Below are 15,182 nucleotides of genomic sequence, written 5' to 3' on the forward strand. Positions count from 1 at the left end.
GCGACGCGCTGCGGGAGTGCCCTGCCTCGATGGGGGCGGACGCGCCCGCCCACCGAGCGGCCGGTGCGCGGTACGGCTCAGGCCTCGAGCTCTGCGGCAAGCTCCTGCAGGGCGGACAGCCGGAACGGGTAGCTGAGGCCCGTGGCGGTCGTGCCGACGCGCAGGTACACGCCGTCGGCCTCCAGCTCCAGGTCACCGTCCCAATCGAGGGCGTCTTCGATCGCGTCGACGCTGTCAACGTCGAGCGCAGCCGCCAGCCCGTCCTCGTCCCACACCACATCCGGTGCGTAGCGCAGCACGTACTCCCGGCTGGTCAGGTCGGGGTCGAGGAACACTGCGGGGTCCATGACCGTGTACCGGTCGGTCTGGCGCAGCAACTGCTGCTCCCATACCTGCGACACCGACTGGCCCAGCGCGCGGTGTTCGGGGCGCGGCAGGGACCGCTGGTAGGCCTGGTTGTCCGGCGGCAGGACGTGCACCACGCGGACCCGGTCGGCGACGCCGGCCTTCTCCAAAGCGTGCGCCAGGAGCTGCTGGCGCACCAGCTGGTAGAACGGCTCGTCCAGCAGCAGATCGAAGGGCAGCACACCGTCACGGATCGGGCCGGCGGGGTCGGCTACCGCCGCGGCGTACCGTCGGCGTCGGGTCTCGTCGCGTGCCGGCTCCGGGTCGCGCAGCCGGTAGGACTCCGTGTACTTCCACTCCACCAGCACCAGCTCCCGGCCTCCATCGGGGGCCCGGTGCAGGAAGGCCGCGTCAACGCTGGTGCAGCGCGCGCCGCGGATCCGGTCGCTACCGGGTGCCTCGCTGAAGAAGTCGGTCGGCCCGATGTACTCGAACGTCAGGTACCGGCCCGGCTCGATCTCCAGGACCTCGCCCACCGGCACGGTGCTGCCGAACGCGGCCGCGACCCGGGCCGGGTCGCTGACCGTCTGGCCCAAGGCGTTCACGCACTGCACCTGCGAAGACAGCAGGTGGTTGCCCGGTCCGCCGCCGATGCCGGCATGCCAGGGAATGCCCAGCTCGGCGAACAGCGCCAACGCGGCGTCACGCACGTCGGGCAGCAGGTTGTGCTCCGCGAGTGCCGCCGGGAGGCAGAACTCGTACGCCGGGCCGCCCGCCCGGCCGTCCTTGGCGACGTACGGCGCCGGGGCCTTCGCGGCCGTCGGCAGTGCTTCGGTGTGGTGCTTCCATGCGGCGGCGTGGCGTCGTTGCTCAGTCGAGTAGCTCATCTGCGGCGCACGCTACGGCGGGGGTACGACAGTTCCGCCGACGCTCGCTGACCGGCCGCACCGGAGACCTCCGATCGGGTGAGATCGCTGCTCAGCGCCTCGAGTCGTGCTCGCTGCTGCCGATGTCGTCAGTGCGCGGCGTCGTGGTCCAGACACGGTGGCGCGCCGCGGCCGAGGCTGGACCGACTCGGCTGCCCTCCGCTCGGTCCCGACCTACTGTCACTAGGCCGGGGCCGAGCGGAGACCTATGCCGTGGCCAAAGGTCAGCGGACAGCCCCCGACGACCTGAACCGGTACCGGCCTCTGCCGTCACGGGTGAAGTCGGCGTAGCCGGCGGTGCCAACTCCGGTGGCGTCGGCGCACAGGTGAGCGCCGATCATCGTGCGGATCGTCGACTCCGCGTAGCCGGTGCCGCGACGACGCATCTCCGCGATGACCTCGGGCATCGTGAAGGCGTTTTGACCGCTACGGCTGACGACGGCCTGAGCCGCGGCCAGAATTTCCGCCCGCGCCCCTTCGCGACTCGAGCGCTTCGCGATGACGGCGGCGTCGGTGTGGGCCGCTGCCTCGCTGGCATCGACTCCGGCCGTTATGACTCCGGTGACTAGCTCGGCGGCGGGCAACTGGTCGATCCGGAACGCGTAGAGCAAGAGCCCCTCACCCGCCGGCTCGATGACGGCACAGGTCGCCGACACGGTGCCCGACACCGCAGCAGCACCGATGGCGCGGACAGCCGTCACCGGCAGACCGGCCAGAGCCGAAGCGGGCAGCGTCATGGTGCCGCCGACGGCCTCGGGCCAGGCAAGGCCGTGACGAAGACAGGCGTTGATGACATAGCGAGCGAGCCGGTCGTTGAGCAGCTGCACCACCCACCGGTCATCAGCGGGCACCGCGGCCACGCGCAGAAAGTCCCGTAGCAGCTCACCGAACGTCATCGTGTCTGGCGAGAAGCCGGTGCGGCTGTCCCGCGGGTACTTCAGCTCCACTGCGACGCCACCGGGCGGGTCCACGACCAGGTCGAGCTTGCCTCCGGCGAGTTCGGGGGCGAGGACCTCGGCAGCCAAGCGCCCCGGTGCGACACCGAACTGCTCCAGCACAAGCACCGTCTCCAGCCGCACGGTGTCCTCGGTCAGCAGATGCCCGCGGCCGGCCGCCCGATGCGCCGCCACCGCGCGCCGCCACCGCGGCCCAGATTCCCGGCCAGTCGATCACCGCAGCATCGTGCCCCACCCGGTCCTCCCCGGCCTCTCCTGACGCACCGTCGGTTCCGCCTTCCTGGATGCGGGAGTTCCGCCCGTTACGGTCCGCGCCATGGTCACCCCTCCCCCGCCGGACGTTCCCGAAGGCTGGCCGCGGCCGGCGTCCAGCGAGCTGGAGTACGCGCGAGAGGTGACGATGGAGGCACTTTCCGACGACACCGCCCGACCGGCCACCGAGCGACTCGGCAAGCACTACGACCCCGTCCGGCGAGGCGCCGGCACAACTTTCCTCGAACTGGCGCCCGTCGACCCGACCACCATCACCGCGGCCGACCTGCACGCCCTCACAGTGCTCAACGCCGGCGTTGACGCGTTGACCACACGGCGGCTGCTCAGCGACCCCGGCATCCGCGCGGACATCGAGCAGGGACTGGCCGGGCTGCCTTCTGACGCAGACCTCGCAACGGCCGACCACACCACGTTCGGGACTGCCCAGACTTCAGTTGACTCGTCTCGGTAGGGGCGGTCAGGCCGCGTGAGCGGTCTGGGTCAGTGTCTCGAACTCGATAGGGGTCATGCGGCCGAGGGCGTCTTGGCGCCGGCGGCGGTGGTAGGTCTTCTCGATCCAGACCACGATCGCCAGTCGTAGTTCCTCGCGGGTGGTCCAGCGTTGTCGGTTGAGGACGTTCTTCTGCAGCAGGCTGAAGAAGGACTCCATGGCGGCGTTGTCAGCACACGCTCCGACTCGGCCCATCGAGCCGCGCAACTGGGCCTCGCGCAGAGCCCGGACGTAGGCGTGGGAACGGAACTGGCTGCCGCGGTCCGAGTGCATGATCGCGCCGACCGGGCCGCGCAGGGCAATGGCATTACGGAGCGCGTTGACCGCCAGCTCGGAGGTCATCCGGGCGTCGATGGAGTAGCCGACGATCCGCTTGGAGCTGGCGTCCTTGATCGCGCAGAGGTAGAGCTTGCCCTCGGCGGTGGGGTGTTCGGTGATGTCGGTCAGCCACAGCTGGTTGGGGCGCTCGGCGGTGAAGTCCCGGCGCACCAGGTCGTCGTGCACCGGCGGTCCGGGCTTGCGGTTCAGGCCGCGCTTGCGGGAGTGCACCGACCACAGCCGCTGCGAGGTGCAGAGCCGGTTGACCCGGTTGCGGGAGGCCCGCAGCCCCTTGTCGGCGAGTTCGTCGGCGATGAACCGGTAGCCGAACTCCGGATCGTCGTGGTGGATGTCGATCGCGGCGTTGATCAGGTGCGCGTCGTCCCAGTCGCGCTGACTGACCGGGTTGGCCTGCCACTTGTAGAAGGCCTGCTTGGAGAAGCCGAGCACCCGGCAGGTCACCGCGACAGGGATCTTGTCGGCGGCGAGGTCTTGGACCAGCGGGTACATCATTTTGGGAGGACGTCGCGGGCGAAGTACGCGGTCGCCCGGCGCAGAATCTCGTTCTCCTGCTCCAGCTGCTTGGCCCGCTTGCGCAGCTCCCGGTTCTCGGCTTCCAGGTCGCTGCCGGTGCTCGAGCCGGCCGGCGGCGAGGTCTTGGCGGCCAGGCCGTCGTCGCGGTCGGCGATCTTCAGCCAGCGTTGCAGGCAGGACTCGGAGATCCCGAAGCTCTTGGCAACCTGTGCGATCGACTGGTCGCCCTGCCGGGCCACCGCGATCACGTCACGCCGGAACTCCTTGGGGAACGGCTTGGGCACGGTGCTGATCCTTCCAGCGAGGCCGAAACCTCACAGGCAAGGAGTCAACCGAACCCTGGGCAGTCCCTTCGAGGCGATGGAGACCTTGGCGGGAGCGATTCACGGCGGTTGCTGCGACCCGTGGGTGGCCAAGCCCAACCCGTGGGTGACCTCAGCGAAGCTGTGCGCCCGCAAGCGCCCTCGACTGTTCCCGGTGCGCGACCGGGTGGTCTGCGAAGGGCTGGGGCTGTACGGCACCCCCATCCGGCGGTATGGCACCCGCCGGGTCGACTGGCAGGTGATCGCATTCCTGATGCGCGACGAGGCCATCGGCCGCCGCCTCGTCAAGCTCACCGAGCAGGTGAGGACCTCCCACGGCGTGCGTTGCGATGATGTGCCACTGCGCGTACTCGACGTCGCCCTGTGGACCTGGCTGCGCCGCGACTGAGTTGACTCCCTAGCGTCTTGGTTTCGTCGACGGCGCACGTCGACGAAACGCGCCCTTCAGGTGCGCGTAGGCATGGTCTCAGCGATGGTTGCCGGTGCAGTCTGGACCTTTGATCACGTGACCTTGCGAAGCCAGCAGCCCCGACGGTCACGGTCGGGGCAGCTGCATGTCCGCACCGGTCAAAGGCGTCATCGGTCAGGTCAGCGACGCCCGCCGGGCAGTCAGCAGGCGCGGCTCGACGCTGTACGAGCCGTCGCTGTGGGCGTGGAAAGCCTGCAGGGCCAGTAGCCGCTCAACGACCTCTCTGGCGGAGCTGTCCATGTCGGCGGCGACGTGCAAGTCGGCCCGGCTGACCGGCTCTCGACCTGAGAGCCCGACGCCCTGGGGTCGAGCTCTCGCTGTTGCTCGGGCGCCCTCGCAGACTCAGTCCCACGCCGCTCGCGCGGGCGGTTGGGAGCCAGTGCTGCCGGGACAGCGAGAACGCACCGGGGCCATGGACGCGCAGTGACCCCCGAAGGGCCCGATGCGTACTGCCTACTGAGGCGGGATCGGGAGGGAGCTGTAGTCCCCGACCAGCTTGATGCCGATCTCGGCGGCTACTCCGTGGAGCCACTCGAGCGAATCGGCCTTGACGTAGCGGAGGCCGTCGATGTTCTTGATCGCACGGTCCTCGCTCCCCGGTCGGTCAGCCCACCCGTTGACGGCGCGAGCGTCGGGGTAGCCGGCCTTGAGCGCGTACTTGCGCACCTCGCCAGTGGTGGCTCCGCGACCCTGAGTCGCGTTGATGCGGGCGATTGCGCCGACGTAGGTCACGCTTGCCATCCCCTTGTGTGCCCTGGGGGCGTCGTGCGCGGGGTCCTGGGGCAGCGGAACCGGGTCGACCAAGGGGTCGTACTCGATGAGGTCCCCGTCTGCAGCCGCAGTGGCCGCGGGCGGTGTTGTGGGCGACTCGTCCAGGCCGTCGAGCGAGGCCAGGAAGGCCTGCGCTCCCGCGCGCATCGCGGCCTCCAGCCGGGAGGAAGGGTCGGTGCTATTGCGGTTCATGGCGCTCCTCGATGTTCTGTGAAGTGCTGTGAAGGTGCAACAGTACGACAGATTGAAGGTTCTGGAAGTGCAGTTGCAGTACAGATTCACCTGGAGTCCGGAGGGGCCCGACCCCCTGCACAAGGTCGGGCCCTTTGGTCCGAGTCGTTGCGCGACAGCTGGGCGGTGGCCGCGCGGCCGATCATCGTTGTCCGGCGCAGCGGTCACGATCGGCCGGTGCAGAGCCGCTGACCGAAGCGGGTCAACTCCACTGACCCAGCAAGCGGGTGGCCAGCGCCGTGTTTATAATGCCGCATTCGCGGCATGCTCGGCCGGTGCCCTGAGCGGCCCACTCTGGGGCCAGCGCGGGGACGTACGGTTCGCGCGTGGCCGCGCCCGCATCCGTCCTAATCCCTCGATGGCGGCGCCTTGACGCGGCCATGAGCCGTGCCCGGGCTGCGGACGTCGGCTCGGCCACGGAGATGCCTGACGCGGTTGTTGCTGTCCTGCACGCGATGTACGACCTCTGGGAGGTCTGGCGGCGGGAAGCGCAGCTCAGCAGAAGGGCACAGAACGAACGCGCGGGTCGCGACGGCGGCGGGCAGACGGCTGCTGCGCTGATCTCTGCTCGCGGCGGCAGGATCATGAGCCCGTCGACTTCGCGAGGAACGAGGGCTTCGGACGCCAGCCCTTCGGGGTCACCCCCTTCGGTGGTGGCTGGTACTGGCAGGAGTACGTCGACGACCGCGAGGAGGAACGTGCCAGCTGGTACGCGAGCCGCGTCCGATGGAAACCGGTACTGATGCCCCTGGAGGTTGCCTACGAGCGGCTGGTCTCCCAGCCGGAGATCGATCACCCCTAGGGCCCACTCTGAGCGTTACCCCGACGCCCTAAGCGGCCCAATCAGGGACACCTGAAGCAACCGCCAGAGATGGTGATCGGGGTGAGCGCTGGGTACTTCTGGCGCGCCCACCCCGGGTGCCTGCACAGGTGTCCCGCCCCGGGTTCAGTGGAGGCTCGGTACTGACGGGGGGCGGGACACTCACCACCCATGGATGCCGTACAACAGCGCGGCCATGACGGTGCCGCCCATGAACTGCTCCCCCGATAGGCAGCGGCTCCACGCCGACTCCGAGATGCCGAACGTGCGGCCGAGGCGGCGCCTGTCGCCGTGACGCCGGACAGCCTTGTAGCGCAAAACGAGATCGTGCTGCACACGTGCGACGGCGGCGGACACCGGATCACCGCCCGGCGGAACAACACATTTCGCTTCCGGCGTACTGCCGAAGCCTCGTGGGATGTAGGCGCGCGGAGTCAGCGTGCGGCGGCGATCTAGACGGTTGGCACCCGGTCGATTCACGAGGGCAGTGGTGCCGGCCCGCGGGCAGCAGGCATTCGCCGCGGTCACCCGGTCGGGCGGGAAGTTGCCCAGCCATGGCCGGGCAGCTTCCTCGATCTCGATGCGCCGCCACACGGGCGGCACGTGCGCTTGGGGCCCCTCGCTGACGTGCAGCGACCCCACTGAAGGGACGTATCCCGTGGACGATCAGTCCCCCGGCCCGAACAACCCCGACGCCAGCCCCGGCGAGGCGTCGCCCGCCGCCACCGGTTCCTTCTACGCCCCCAGCGCCGGCGCCGAGGAGCCCAGCCCGCCGCAGGAGGCGGGTGAGGACGCGGACGGCGCCGCCGCGGAGGCCGCACCGGAGCCGCCGGAGGCTCCGACCGCCCCTGCGACGTCCCCGCCCCCGTCGGCGGGCGGGCCGGGACAGCGCCGGATCACCAGGTACACCACCACGTCGACGACGCGCACCGAGACGTCGACCGACGAGACGATCGTCGAGGACGTCCAGATGGCGCCGCCGGTATGGGCGGCGTCGTCGGGCGAGCACCCGCGGCCAGTGGGCTGATGAGCGCGCCGGTGGCGGCCGGTGCCGCCCTCACGCCGTGGTGGATTGCCTACCCGCAGGTGTGGGAGCTGGAGCGGAAGGAGCTGGCCGCCGCCGGCGCGACCTGGACACCTCTGGCCTTCGACCACGTCGCCGCCGGCCGGAGCGACGGCGTCGCGGCGCCGTCCCGGGGGCTGATGGTCAGCTGGCCGCACCCGGCGCCGCAGCCGGGTGACCCCGACCGGCTCGAGCTCTCCGTCCACTACCCGGCTCAGTTCCCGTGGTGGCCGCCGACGGTGCTGCTGCGCGAGCCCCTCGCCGGGCTGCACCGCCATCGGGACCCGATCATGGGGACGCTGTGCCTGCTCGGGGGCGAGCAGGAGTGGCTGCCCTCCACCACCCTGGCCGCACTGCTCACCACTCAGCTGCCGCTGTTGCTCGCCGCCGGGCGCACGAGCGGTGCGGATCCGGCGACGCTGGCGCTGGAGACCGGCGCGGAGCCGGTGTGGACGCGCCTGATGCCGGCCCGCGGCGGGCTGCTGGCCGACTCGGGGTGCCTGCCGCCGGCCGGCGTGCCCGGCGGCCTGGCGGCCCTGGCCGTGATCGGTGCCCTCCCACCGGTGCACGCCCTGGTGCAGCTGCTAGACGGGGACGGGGAGTTGCTGGCCGCGAGCGACCTGTACGCCGGCCTGGAGTCGGTGCAGATCCCATGGGTGCGGCTCACCGACCTGCCGCCGGGCCGCCTGATCGCGGCCGACCTGTGGCGACGAGGCTGGGCCCAGCTGGCCGCCACGGTGCCCACGGCCACCTACCTCCCCCGGCTGCAGGCACTGCTTGTGCTGGTGCCGTCCGAGGCCGGCGATCGTCGGGCCTGGGAGGAGTACCTGCTGCTCACCCTGCGCGCCGCCGCGCGGACCGGTGAACGCCCAGCCGCTGGCGACCCTCCACCGCCGGGACAACTGCCACTGTTTCCGGTCACCGAGCTCTGGCCCGCCGACCCGAACGCCGCAGAAACCGCAGACACCGCTCCGACCGAACAAGCGAGCGCCCGGGCGCGGCTGCGGGTGACGGTCCACCGCAGTCACGCCATCGGCCGAGACGACCTCGCCGCCCGGCTACCGGGCAACACCGGGCAGCAGCTCTCCGGCGCCACGGTCACCGTCGTCGGCGTGGGCGCGGTCGGCGGCCCGATCGCGCTGGAGCTAGCACGTGCTGGCGTCGGCATCATCCACCTTGTCGATGGGGACCGGCACGAGGCGGCCACGGGCTCCCGGCAGATTCCCGCCGTCGCGGACGCGGGTGAGTACAAGGCGCTCGCCGTCGCGCGGCGCATCCTCGAGCACAACCCCCACGTCGAGCTCACCTGCGGCTTCCGCCACCTCGGCCGCGACGACGGCCAGGAACTCCCCCGGCTGACCGGGAGCGATCTGGTCGTTGACGCGGCCGCGAACCCCACCGTTTCCCGTTTCCTCGCCGCGCACCTGCGGCGGACCGGCACGCCCCTGCTGATCGCCTCTGCCACTGCTGGCGGGTGGGGCGGGGCGATCGTGGCGCAACCCGCGGCCGGCGGCGGTTGTTGGGAGTGCGCCCAGCTGCACCGTGCCGAGCGCACGCTGCCGTGGCCTCCCGCCGAGGACGGCGCGTGGCTGACCCCGGTGGGATGTTCGGAGGCCACGTTCGTCGGCGGCGCGTTCGATCTCGGTGAGGTTGCGCTGCAGGCGGTGCGCACCGGACTGGCCATCCTCACCGCCCCTGCGGACACGGTGCGGCGATCGCCGTACGGGGACGTGCAGGTGTTGTCGCTACGCGGGCGTCGGGGGCCGCAGCAGCCGCGCTGGCAGTCCCGCCGCCTGACTGTGCACCCCGACTGCGCCCTTCACGCGCTGCGGTGAGCACAGCCGCGAGGGCAATCACTGGGCGGCGGATCCTCGGCCGGGCGCAGTACCGGGCCGCACTGCACCGAGGTACCGCCCCCGCCCCCGGCCAGATCTGGATCGCCGGGCGACTGACGACGGCTGCGGGCACCGAACGGTGCCCGCACATGTTCTACGACGACGAGGAACTGGCCCGCTCCAGTCAGGTGGGCGTGCTCGTGCACGCCACCATCGGCACCCTGGCCGCGCGCACCCGCACGCCCACGGCGGCGGAGCTGCGCATCGCCGCCGACCGCGCGATGCACATGTTCGCCCCGATCGAGGCACGCGCCCACCGGCAGAACATCGCCTCGCTGACCGGCAGCTACTTCTGGCACCTGCTGCCCCCTCCCGGCTGGCTGTTCGCCGGCACCGAGCTGGACGTGGGTGTCGGCCGGATCGACCTGCTCTGGCGCGACCGCGACGACCGGGTGCTGATCGACGAGATCAAGGCCGGCAGCCCCCGCGGGATCTCGCTGGCTCGCACCAGCGCGCAGGTCACCCGCTACGGCGACTGCGCAACCCGGCTGTGGCCGGACCAGTTCATCGGCATCCGGCTGCTCAGCCTCACCGAGCCGCACCGCTCGGTGTTCGTGCGCTCCGACGGCGGCCGGATGCCCCTGTTCCACACCGACGTCGTGACCAGAAGGAAGTGAGCTCCGTGAACACCCGCGAGCCGAAGAAGAACACCAACAAGCCCAAGTACATGCGCACTGCCCGGGACCGCGCGGTCGACGCGCTGATGGAGCTGGCCAAGACGCGACCGGTGACGCCGGACGACGTGCGCCGGGAGGCGGCGAAGGTCGGCTACAGCGCCCGGCAGGTTCAGCGCGCCCTGGACGCGAAGACGCAGGGCCGGTCGCTGCCGGGTGCGGCGCGGTTCGCGGTGACCGAGGCGGTCATCACCGCGGTGTTCCTGTGCTGCGGCGGACTGGCGCAGGCCTACCAGCTGCTCGCGGGCAGCATGTCGCTGCCCAGCGAGAGCACCTTCCGCCGGTGCGTGCGCGCGGCCATGGGCAGCCAGATCGAGTACGCCCGCGGCGGGTCGGCCGGCTACCGGGACCACCAGCTGTACCTGCGCAACGACTACCCGCACCGGATGCACAGCGTGCTGCTCGACCACACCGAGCTGCCCATCTTCGTCGTGCCGCGCGGGTACAAGACGGCGGTCAAGCCGTGGATCACCGCGGTCATGGACGGCTCCACCCGCTACGTCCTGTCCTGGGTGGTCACCTTCGGGCGGCCCACCGCCGAGGAGGTCCGGGCGTCGCTGGTGCAGGCGATGACGCTGCGCGTCGCCGGGGACGGCGAGACCATCGTCGGCGGCAGGCCGATGAAGGCGGTGTGGGACCGCGGCCTGGAGTTCCTGGCCACCCTCATCACCGAGTCGTGCCTGCGGCTGCAGGTCATGCCGATCGCGTTGGCCGCATACTCCCCGCACTTGAAGGGCCGTCTCGAACGGTTCTGGCTCACCCTCAAGCGCAGCCTGCTTCCGCCGCTGCCCGGCTACAGCGAGGGCCCGCACGACCTGCGCGGTCAGCACGCCATCGCCGACAACGCCCTCGGCGAGGACGAGTTCCTGGTGCTGCTCGATGAGTGGATCACCGACTACAACACCAACCACGTCGTCAGCACCATGAAGATGACGCCGCTGCAGGCCTGGAAGGCCGACGGCACCCCGCTGGAGGAGATCGCCCCCGAGCAGCTCTGGCACGACTTCCTGACCTCCAAGGACCGCTGCAAGGTCAGCAAGAACGGCATCCGCTGGGACACCATCGACTGGGTCGCCCCCGAGCTGGTCGACGTCATCGGCCGGCACGTCGAAATCCGGCACCTCCCCCACGACCGGTCCTTCATCGAAGTGTTCCTCAACGGCGAGCACCTGTGCACCGCCATTCCGGTGCAGGAGCTGTCCGACGAGGAGCGGCAGGCCACCATCGAACGCCGGCAGGCCGCCCGCGCCCAGGCGCAGAAGCGCTTCACTACCGCCAACCGGATGCGCGTCAAGAACCACCCCGGCACCTCCAAGATTCGCAAGGACAAGGACGGCAAGCGCCAGGTCATCGGCACCTCCGATGACCTGCTGTCCGGTGGTGACGACGCGCTCAAGCAGCTCCTCGGCCAGCTCGACGCGGACGGCGCCGACGGCCTCGGCGGCGTTCACGCGCAGCTGCGGATCATCTGATGGCCCTCGCCGGACTCGAGGAGGCGCGAGTGGTCCGCACCCCCGCCTTCGCCCGCATCGCAGACACCGCCGCCCTGGTGGTCCCCCGCCACGAGATCGCCCTCATCCACGGGCCGCACTCCACCGGCAAGCGCACCGCCCTCAACACCTGGCTCGCCGGCCAGGAGCTGCCCGTGGCCAGGCTGACGCTCGCGGGCAACGAAAGCGGCCGCAAGCTGCTGCAACTGCTGCACGACCAGGTCATCGCCCCCGACGACCTGCCCGAACGGGACCTGCAGGACGACCTCGTTGAGGCCCTCGCCGCGCAGCCCCGGATCGTCGTCGTCGAGCACACCGAGCGGTGCACCGCCGAGGCCGCCGGGCAGATCGAGTGGCTGCACGGCCGCCCCGGACAACAGGCCGCCTGGTTCCTCCTCGGCGGCCCGCAGGCGGCGAAAGCGATCGGCCGCGACCCGCTGCTGTGGGACGCCATCTGCGCCACCGTCGAAGTCGCTCCCCTGACCGATGAGGTTCTGCTGCGCGCCCTGCGGGGCATGCACGACCTGTTCGCCGGCGCCGACACCGACCTGCTCACCGAAATCGACACCCGTGTGTGCCACGGCGTCCTCGGCCGCTGGTCGCGGTTCCTGCAGCACGCCATCCACCTTCGCGACCAGGCCGTCGCCCTCGGACGCGAGCGCCCCGTTCTGGACCGCCCGTTCGCGAAGGCGGTGCTGGCGTCCATGCCGGCCACCGTGCTGAAGAAGCGCTGACCGATGTCCCCCACCATCCTCAGCGTCGACGTCACCGGCGCCCCGGTGACCATCCCGGCCCATCCGCCGCTGGTCACCGGGGCCCTGTGGGCCGAGATCCGCCCCGACCTGCGCCGGCTGCACGTGCTCGCTGGCGACCTGCTCGCCGCCCTCGGCAAACGCCGCGACCTGGCCGGCACCGGCCGTAACGAACAAGACGACGTCCGCCACGCCCTGGCCTGGATGTGCGCACACGACATCGCCGACGTCGTCCTCACCGAGGCCCAGCGGCTGCACCCGGTGCTGCTGAACAGCCTGGTGCGGCTCACCGACACCGCAGGGGCGCGGCTGTGGCTCCTGCACCGGCCGCCGCGCAGCGACACCTTCGTGCGCGCACTGGGACGCCGCCGCAGCGCCGCCACCGCCGACCTCGCCGCACCCAGCGCCGCACCCGCGCCGCACCTCCCCGTGCCGGTCGACCTGCCCGCCGTCCCCGCCGCGGAGTTCACCACCTTCCGCAGCGCCTACCGGCGCACCCTCAGCGCCGCCGACGCCGCCCGCGTTGACGCCGTCTTCAGCACCACCGCCCGCGACTGCACACAGGGCCTGCGCGCGCACGGCGCTACCCGGGGCACCGTCGCCGACCTGCTCTACGGCCTGCTCAACCCCGCGCCGCCGGACGCACAGCTCACCGTCCAACTGCGCGCACTTCAGGCCGCCGCCTGGCACCACGACCTCTACGTCAAGATCGACCTCGCCCGGCTGCTGCACGGCGAGGAACGCCCCCGCATCCCCGCCGCCGTCGCCGACGCCGCCCTGGCCCCCTACCGCCAGCCCTACCGGCCCATCACCGTCATGCTCACCCGCAACAGCTGGGACCTCGCCAGCATCGGAGCGATCCGCATCAGCGACGCCGCCGGCGACGGGGCCACCCTCGCAACCACCACCGGCCGAGTCTCGTTCGGCCCGCACACCGCCCGCGCCGTGCGCGCCCAGGTGCAGTTGCGCCGGGCTGCCGGCGCGGAGGACAACGACCCGCTGCTGCCACACAGCCCCAAGGCCCTGGCCAAGGCCCTCACCGAGGCGGCCACCGACCTCGGCCTCCACGTCCACGGCCGCCGCGCCGAACGCACCCGCGACCACACCGAAGGCGCGCTGCGGGCCCTCGGCGTCACCGTGGAGGCCCTTCCGTGATCGACGTGAACGCAGTGCGCCGGCTGCGCACCGATCGCGGGCTGTCCCAGCGCCGGCTCGCCGCCGCCATCGGCGTCGACCCGCTCACCGTCAAACGCCTCGAGGCCGGCGCCGACCCCGGCGACCTGCCCCTGCGCGTCATCGAACGCCTCGCGCACACCCTCGCGGCACCACTGCAGGACCTGCTGCTGCCCCAGCACCGGGCAGGCGAGGACACGCAGCTGGGCCCGGCCGTGGGCGCCGCACTGCTCGCCCACGGCCGCACCACCGTCACCGCCCTCGCGACCGCACTGCACGCCACCGTCGCGGAGGTCACCGAAGCCATCGAGGCGCTGAACTACCAGCTGCCCGACGCCGGGATCGCGGTCTCCCGCCACCACGACGACGTCTGGCTTGTCCCGCACGTGCACACGCCTGCGGACGTCGCAGCTGACCGCCCGCTCACCCTCGCCGAAGCCCGCCTGCTGCGCCGCATCCAGCGCGGAGAAGATGTCCGCCGCAAGCTGAGCCGCACCGGCCGTGAACTCACCCTGCCCGCCCTGCACCGCCGCGGCCTCGTCGAGGACCACGGCGACGGCCCCGTCCTCGCCGCGCACGTCGCTACCTCTCTGGAGACTGCGTGAGGGCGACGTGGCATGGGCCAGCGAGGAGCCATCCGGCACCGTCGGCGTCCGTCCCGGCACACCCGCGACCCGGCGGAGCCCGGGAGCCCCACCTAGGCCCGTTCCTGAGCCGCGCGACGCCGCCCCGCTTCTCAGTGCGTCGACGGTCCGTTCGAGACACGTGCAGGCCAACGCACCAGCGCTGCACCGAACGGTGCATACCCCTGCGCTGCATGCGGGCCGGCAAATCGGAGACGTCCGGGCAACAGATCCACCTCGGCGGCCCCGTCAACTACCCACCGGTTCCACCAGCGGGTACACACGCTGGCCGGCAGCAGCGCGATGGTGTCGTGGCCGTCGTCGGCCGCCTGAACCATCCGCTCGAGGAACCGCGGGAGCAACCGCGCGGAGTACGGGGGGTTGCACCAGATCGATGTTCCGGGCTCCACGAAGTCCGACCAGCGGACCAAGGTCGCGTCCCTGCGGCTCTCCACGGGATTCGTCGGCCCCAGCCAACTGCCGGGCACGAGCGTCGACTCCGCGCACGCTGCGGCGTCCAACCCCAGGTCGTACACCGACACCCGCTCCCTGATCTCCGGCGGCGTCCACCACTGCGACCAGTCCGGCCCCGCCTGCAGGCGCTGCTCCCGGCGGCGCCGGCGCGCCCACATCGCCTGCCGGCAGCGCTGCCCGCAGTACTCCCGCGGCCGACCCGTCTCCGCCTGCGCCAGCGGTTCCCGACACCCCACGCACACACGACGCCGACCCACATTCGCAGCTTCGTTCCGTCGACGTGCGCATCGACGGAACACACCCGACCGGAACCCAATCCGTGATCCGACCGTGACTGGCTTGGTCCGCCGGAAGCGCCTCGGTCCGGCAGCGCACATGGCGGGGAATGCGTTGGGGCCGGCGATGCGCCCGCGGCCAGCCCCCTGCGGGCTCTCGCTAGGCGCAACTGCCGCAGCGCCGGGCAACGGAGTCCGCGCATCCCGCGGGCGAGGTCGAGGACCCACCGTCTGGTGAAGGTGCGCGCCCCGAAGGCAGCCGGGCGCACCCACCATGCTGCTGCCGCGCGTGTGGTGGCGGGCGGCA

Annotated in this window: 15 protein-coding genes; 9 read left to right on the forward strand and 6 right to left on the reverse strand. The window is 71.5% G+C overall.

What is annotated here, in order from left to right:
* Positions 1 to 77: 77 nt before the first annotated feature.
* Together JKP75_RS13195 and JKP75_RS13200 are read right to left on the reverse strand one after the other, a co-directional pair.
* Positions 78 to 1,232: a hypothetical protein gene (locus tag JKP75_RS13195; protein WP_200490804.1), complete on the reverse strand. Its 1,155-nt coding sequence runs from the start codon at positions 1,230 to 1,232 to the stop codon at positions 78 to 80.
* Positions 1,233 to 1,495: 263 nt separating this feature from the next.
* Complete coding sequence (locus JKP75_RS13200) at positions 1,496 to 2,401, reverse strand: hypothetical protein (protein ID WP_200493156.1); 906 nt, start codon at positions 2,399 to 2,401, stop codon at positions 1,496 to 1,498.
* 142 nt (positions 2,402 to 2,543) lie between these two features.
* Between JKP75_RS13200 and JKP75_RS13205 the strand changes: the two genes are divergently transcribed.
* Positions 2,544 to 2,951 (forward strand): DUF6308 family protein, encoded by a 408-nt coding sequence (locus JKP75_RS13205; protein ID WP_200490802.1) that lies wholly within the window; start codon positions 2,544 to 2,546, stop codon positions 2,949 to 2,951.
* Positions 2,952 to 2,957: 6 nt separating this feature from the next.
* On the opposite strand, the gene JKP75_RS13210 is transcribed toward JKP75_RS13205, so the two are convergent.
* Positions 2,958 to 4,126, reverse strand: a protein-coding gene (locus tag JKP75_RS13210) for an IS3 family transposase (RefSeq protein WP_200492732.1) whose coding sequence is annotated in 2 segments (ribosomal slippage) — positions 2,958 to 3,829 and positions 3,829 to 4,126 — 1,170 coding nt in all. Because the reading frame shifts where the segments join, the coding sequence is not laid out codon by codon here.
* 124 nt (positions 4,127 to 4,250) lie between these two features.
* Here JKP75_RS13210 and JKP75_RS13215 point away from each other — a divergent pair.
* A complete protein-coding gene (locus JKP75_RS13215; RefSeq protein ID WP_200493157.1) occupies positions 4,251 to 4,553 on the forward strand; it encodes a DUF6308 family protein in 303 nt (100 codons plus the stop codon).
* Positions 4,554 to 5,087: 534 nt separating this feature from the next.
* On the opposite strand, the gene JKP75_RS13220 is transcribed toward JKP75_RS13215, so the two are convergent.
* Together JKP75_RS13220 and JKP75_RS13225 are read right to left on the reverse strand one after the other, a co-directional pair.
* Positions 5,088 to 5,597 (reverse strand): hypothetical protein, encoded by a 510-nt coding sequence (locus JKP75_RS13220; protein WP_200490800.1) that lies wholly within the window; start codon positions 5,595 to 5,597, stop codon positions 5,088 to 5,090.
* 1,021 nt (positions 5,598 to 6,618) lie between these two features.
* Positions 6,619 to 7,050, reverse strand: coding sequence for a hypothetical protein (locus JKP75_RS13225; RefSeq protein ID WP_200490799.1), 432 nt, complete (start codon positions 7,048 to 7,050; stop codon positions 6,619 to 6,621).
* Positions 7,051 to 7,114: 64 nt separating this feature from the next.
* Between JKP75_RS13225 and JKP75_RS13230 the strand changes: the two genes are divergently transcribed.
* Genes JKP75_RS13230 through JKP75_RS13260 form a run of 7 tightly spaced genes read left to right on the forward strand, consistent with a single transcriptional unit; the run spans position 7,115 to position 14,108 of the window.
* Positions 7,115 to 7,483, forward strand: a complete 369-nt coding sequence (locus tag JKP75_RS13230; RefSeq protein WP_200490798.1) for a hypothetical protein — start codon at positions 7,115 to 7,117, stop codon at positions 7,481 to 7,483.
* Positions 7,483 to 9,354 (forward strand): ThiF family adenylyltransferase, encoded by a 1,872-nt coding sequence (locus JKP75_RS13235; RefSeq protein ID WP_200490797.1) that lies wholly within the window; start codon positions 7,483 to 7,485, stop codon positions 9,352 to 9,354. The genes JKP75_RS13230 and JKP75_RS13235 overlap by 1 nt, the downstream gene beginning before the upstream one ends.
* On the forward strand, positions 9,351 to 10,031 hold the full coding sequence (locus tag JKP75_RS13240) for a PD-(D/E)XK nuclease family protein (protein ID WP_200490796.1): 681 nt from the start codon (positions 9,351 to 9,353) through the stop codon (positions 10,029 to 10,031). The genes JKP75_RS13235 and JKP75_RS13240 overlap by 4 nt, the downstream gene beginning before the upstream one ends.
* A gap of 5 nt (positions 10,032 to 10,036) precedes the next feature.
* Positions 10,037 to 11,560, forward strand: coding sequence for a Mu transposase C-terminal domain-containing protein (locus JKP75_RS24030; protein WP_200490795.1), 1,524 nt, complete (start codon positions 10,037 to 10,039; stop codon positions 11,558 to 11,560).
* On the forward strand, positions 11,560 to 12,312 hold the full coding sequence (locus JKP75_RS13250) for a hypothetical protein (protein WP_200490794.1): 753 nt from the start codon (positions 11,560 to 11,562) through the stop codon (positions 12,310 to 12,312). Before JKP75_RS24030 ends, JKP75_RS13250 begins: the two co-directional genes overlap by 1 nt.
* Positions 12,313 to 12,315: 3 nt before the next feature.
* Positions 12,316 to 13,485 (forward strand): hypothetical protein, encoded by a 1,170-nt coding sequence (locus JKP75_RS13255; RefSeq protein WP_200490793.1) that lies wholly within the window; start codon positions 12,316 to 12,318, stop codon positions 13,483 to 13,485.
* 5 nt (positions 13,486 to 13,490) lie between these two features.
* A complete protein-coding gene (locus JKP75_RS13260) occupies positions 13,491 to 14,108 on the forward strand; it encodes a helix-turn-helix transcriptional regulator (protein WP_200493158.1) in 618 nt (205 codons plus the stop codon).
* Positions 14,109 to 14,239: 131 nt separating this feature from the next.
* Here the strand turns inward: JKP75_RS13260 and JKP75_RS24035 are convergent, their stop codons facing one another.
* The gene (locus JKP75_RS24035) at positions 14,240 to 15,151 is read right to left on the reverse strand and encodes a DNA N-6-adenine-methyltransferase (RefSeq protein ID WP_309229817.1); all 912 of its coding nucleotides are present in this window, start codon (positions 15,149 to 15,151) and stop codon (positions 14,240 to 14,242) included.
* Positions 15,152 to 15,182: the final 31 nt, after the last annotated feature.

Source organism: Blastococcus sp. TML/M2B (genome assembly GCF_016612865.1).
In the GTDB taxonomy this organism is placed as follows: domain Bacteria; phylum Actinomycetota; class Actinomycetes; order Mycobacteriales; family Geodermatophilaceae; genus Blastococcus.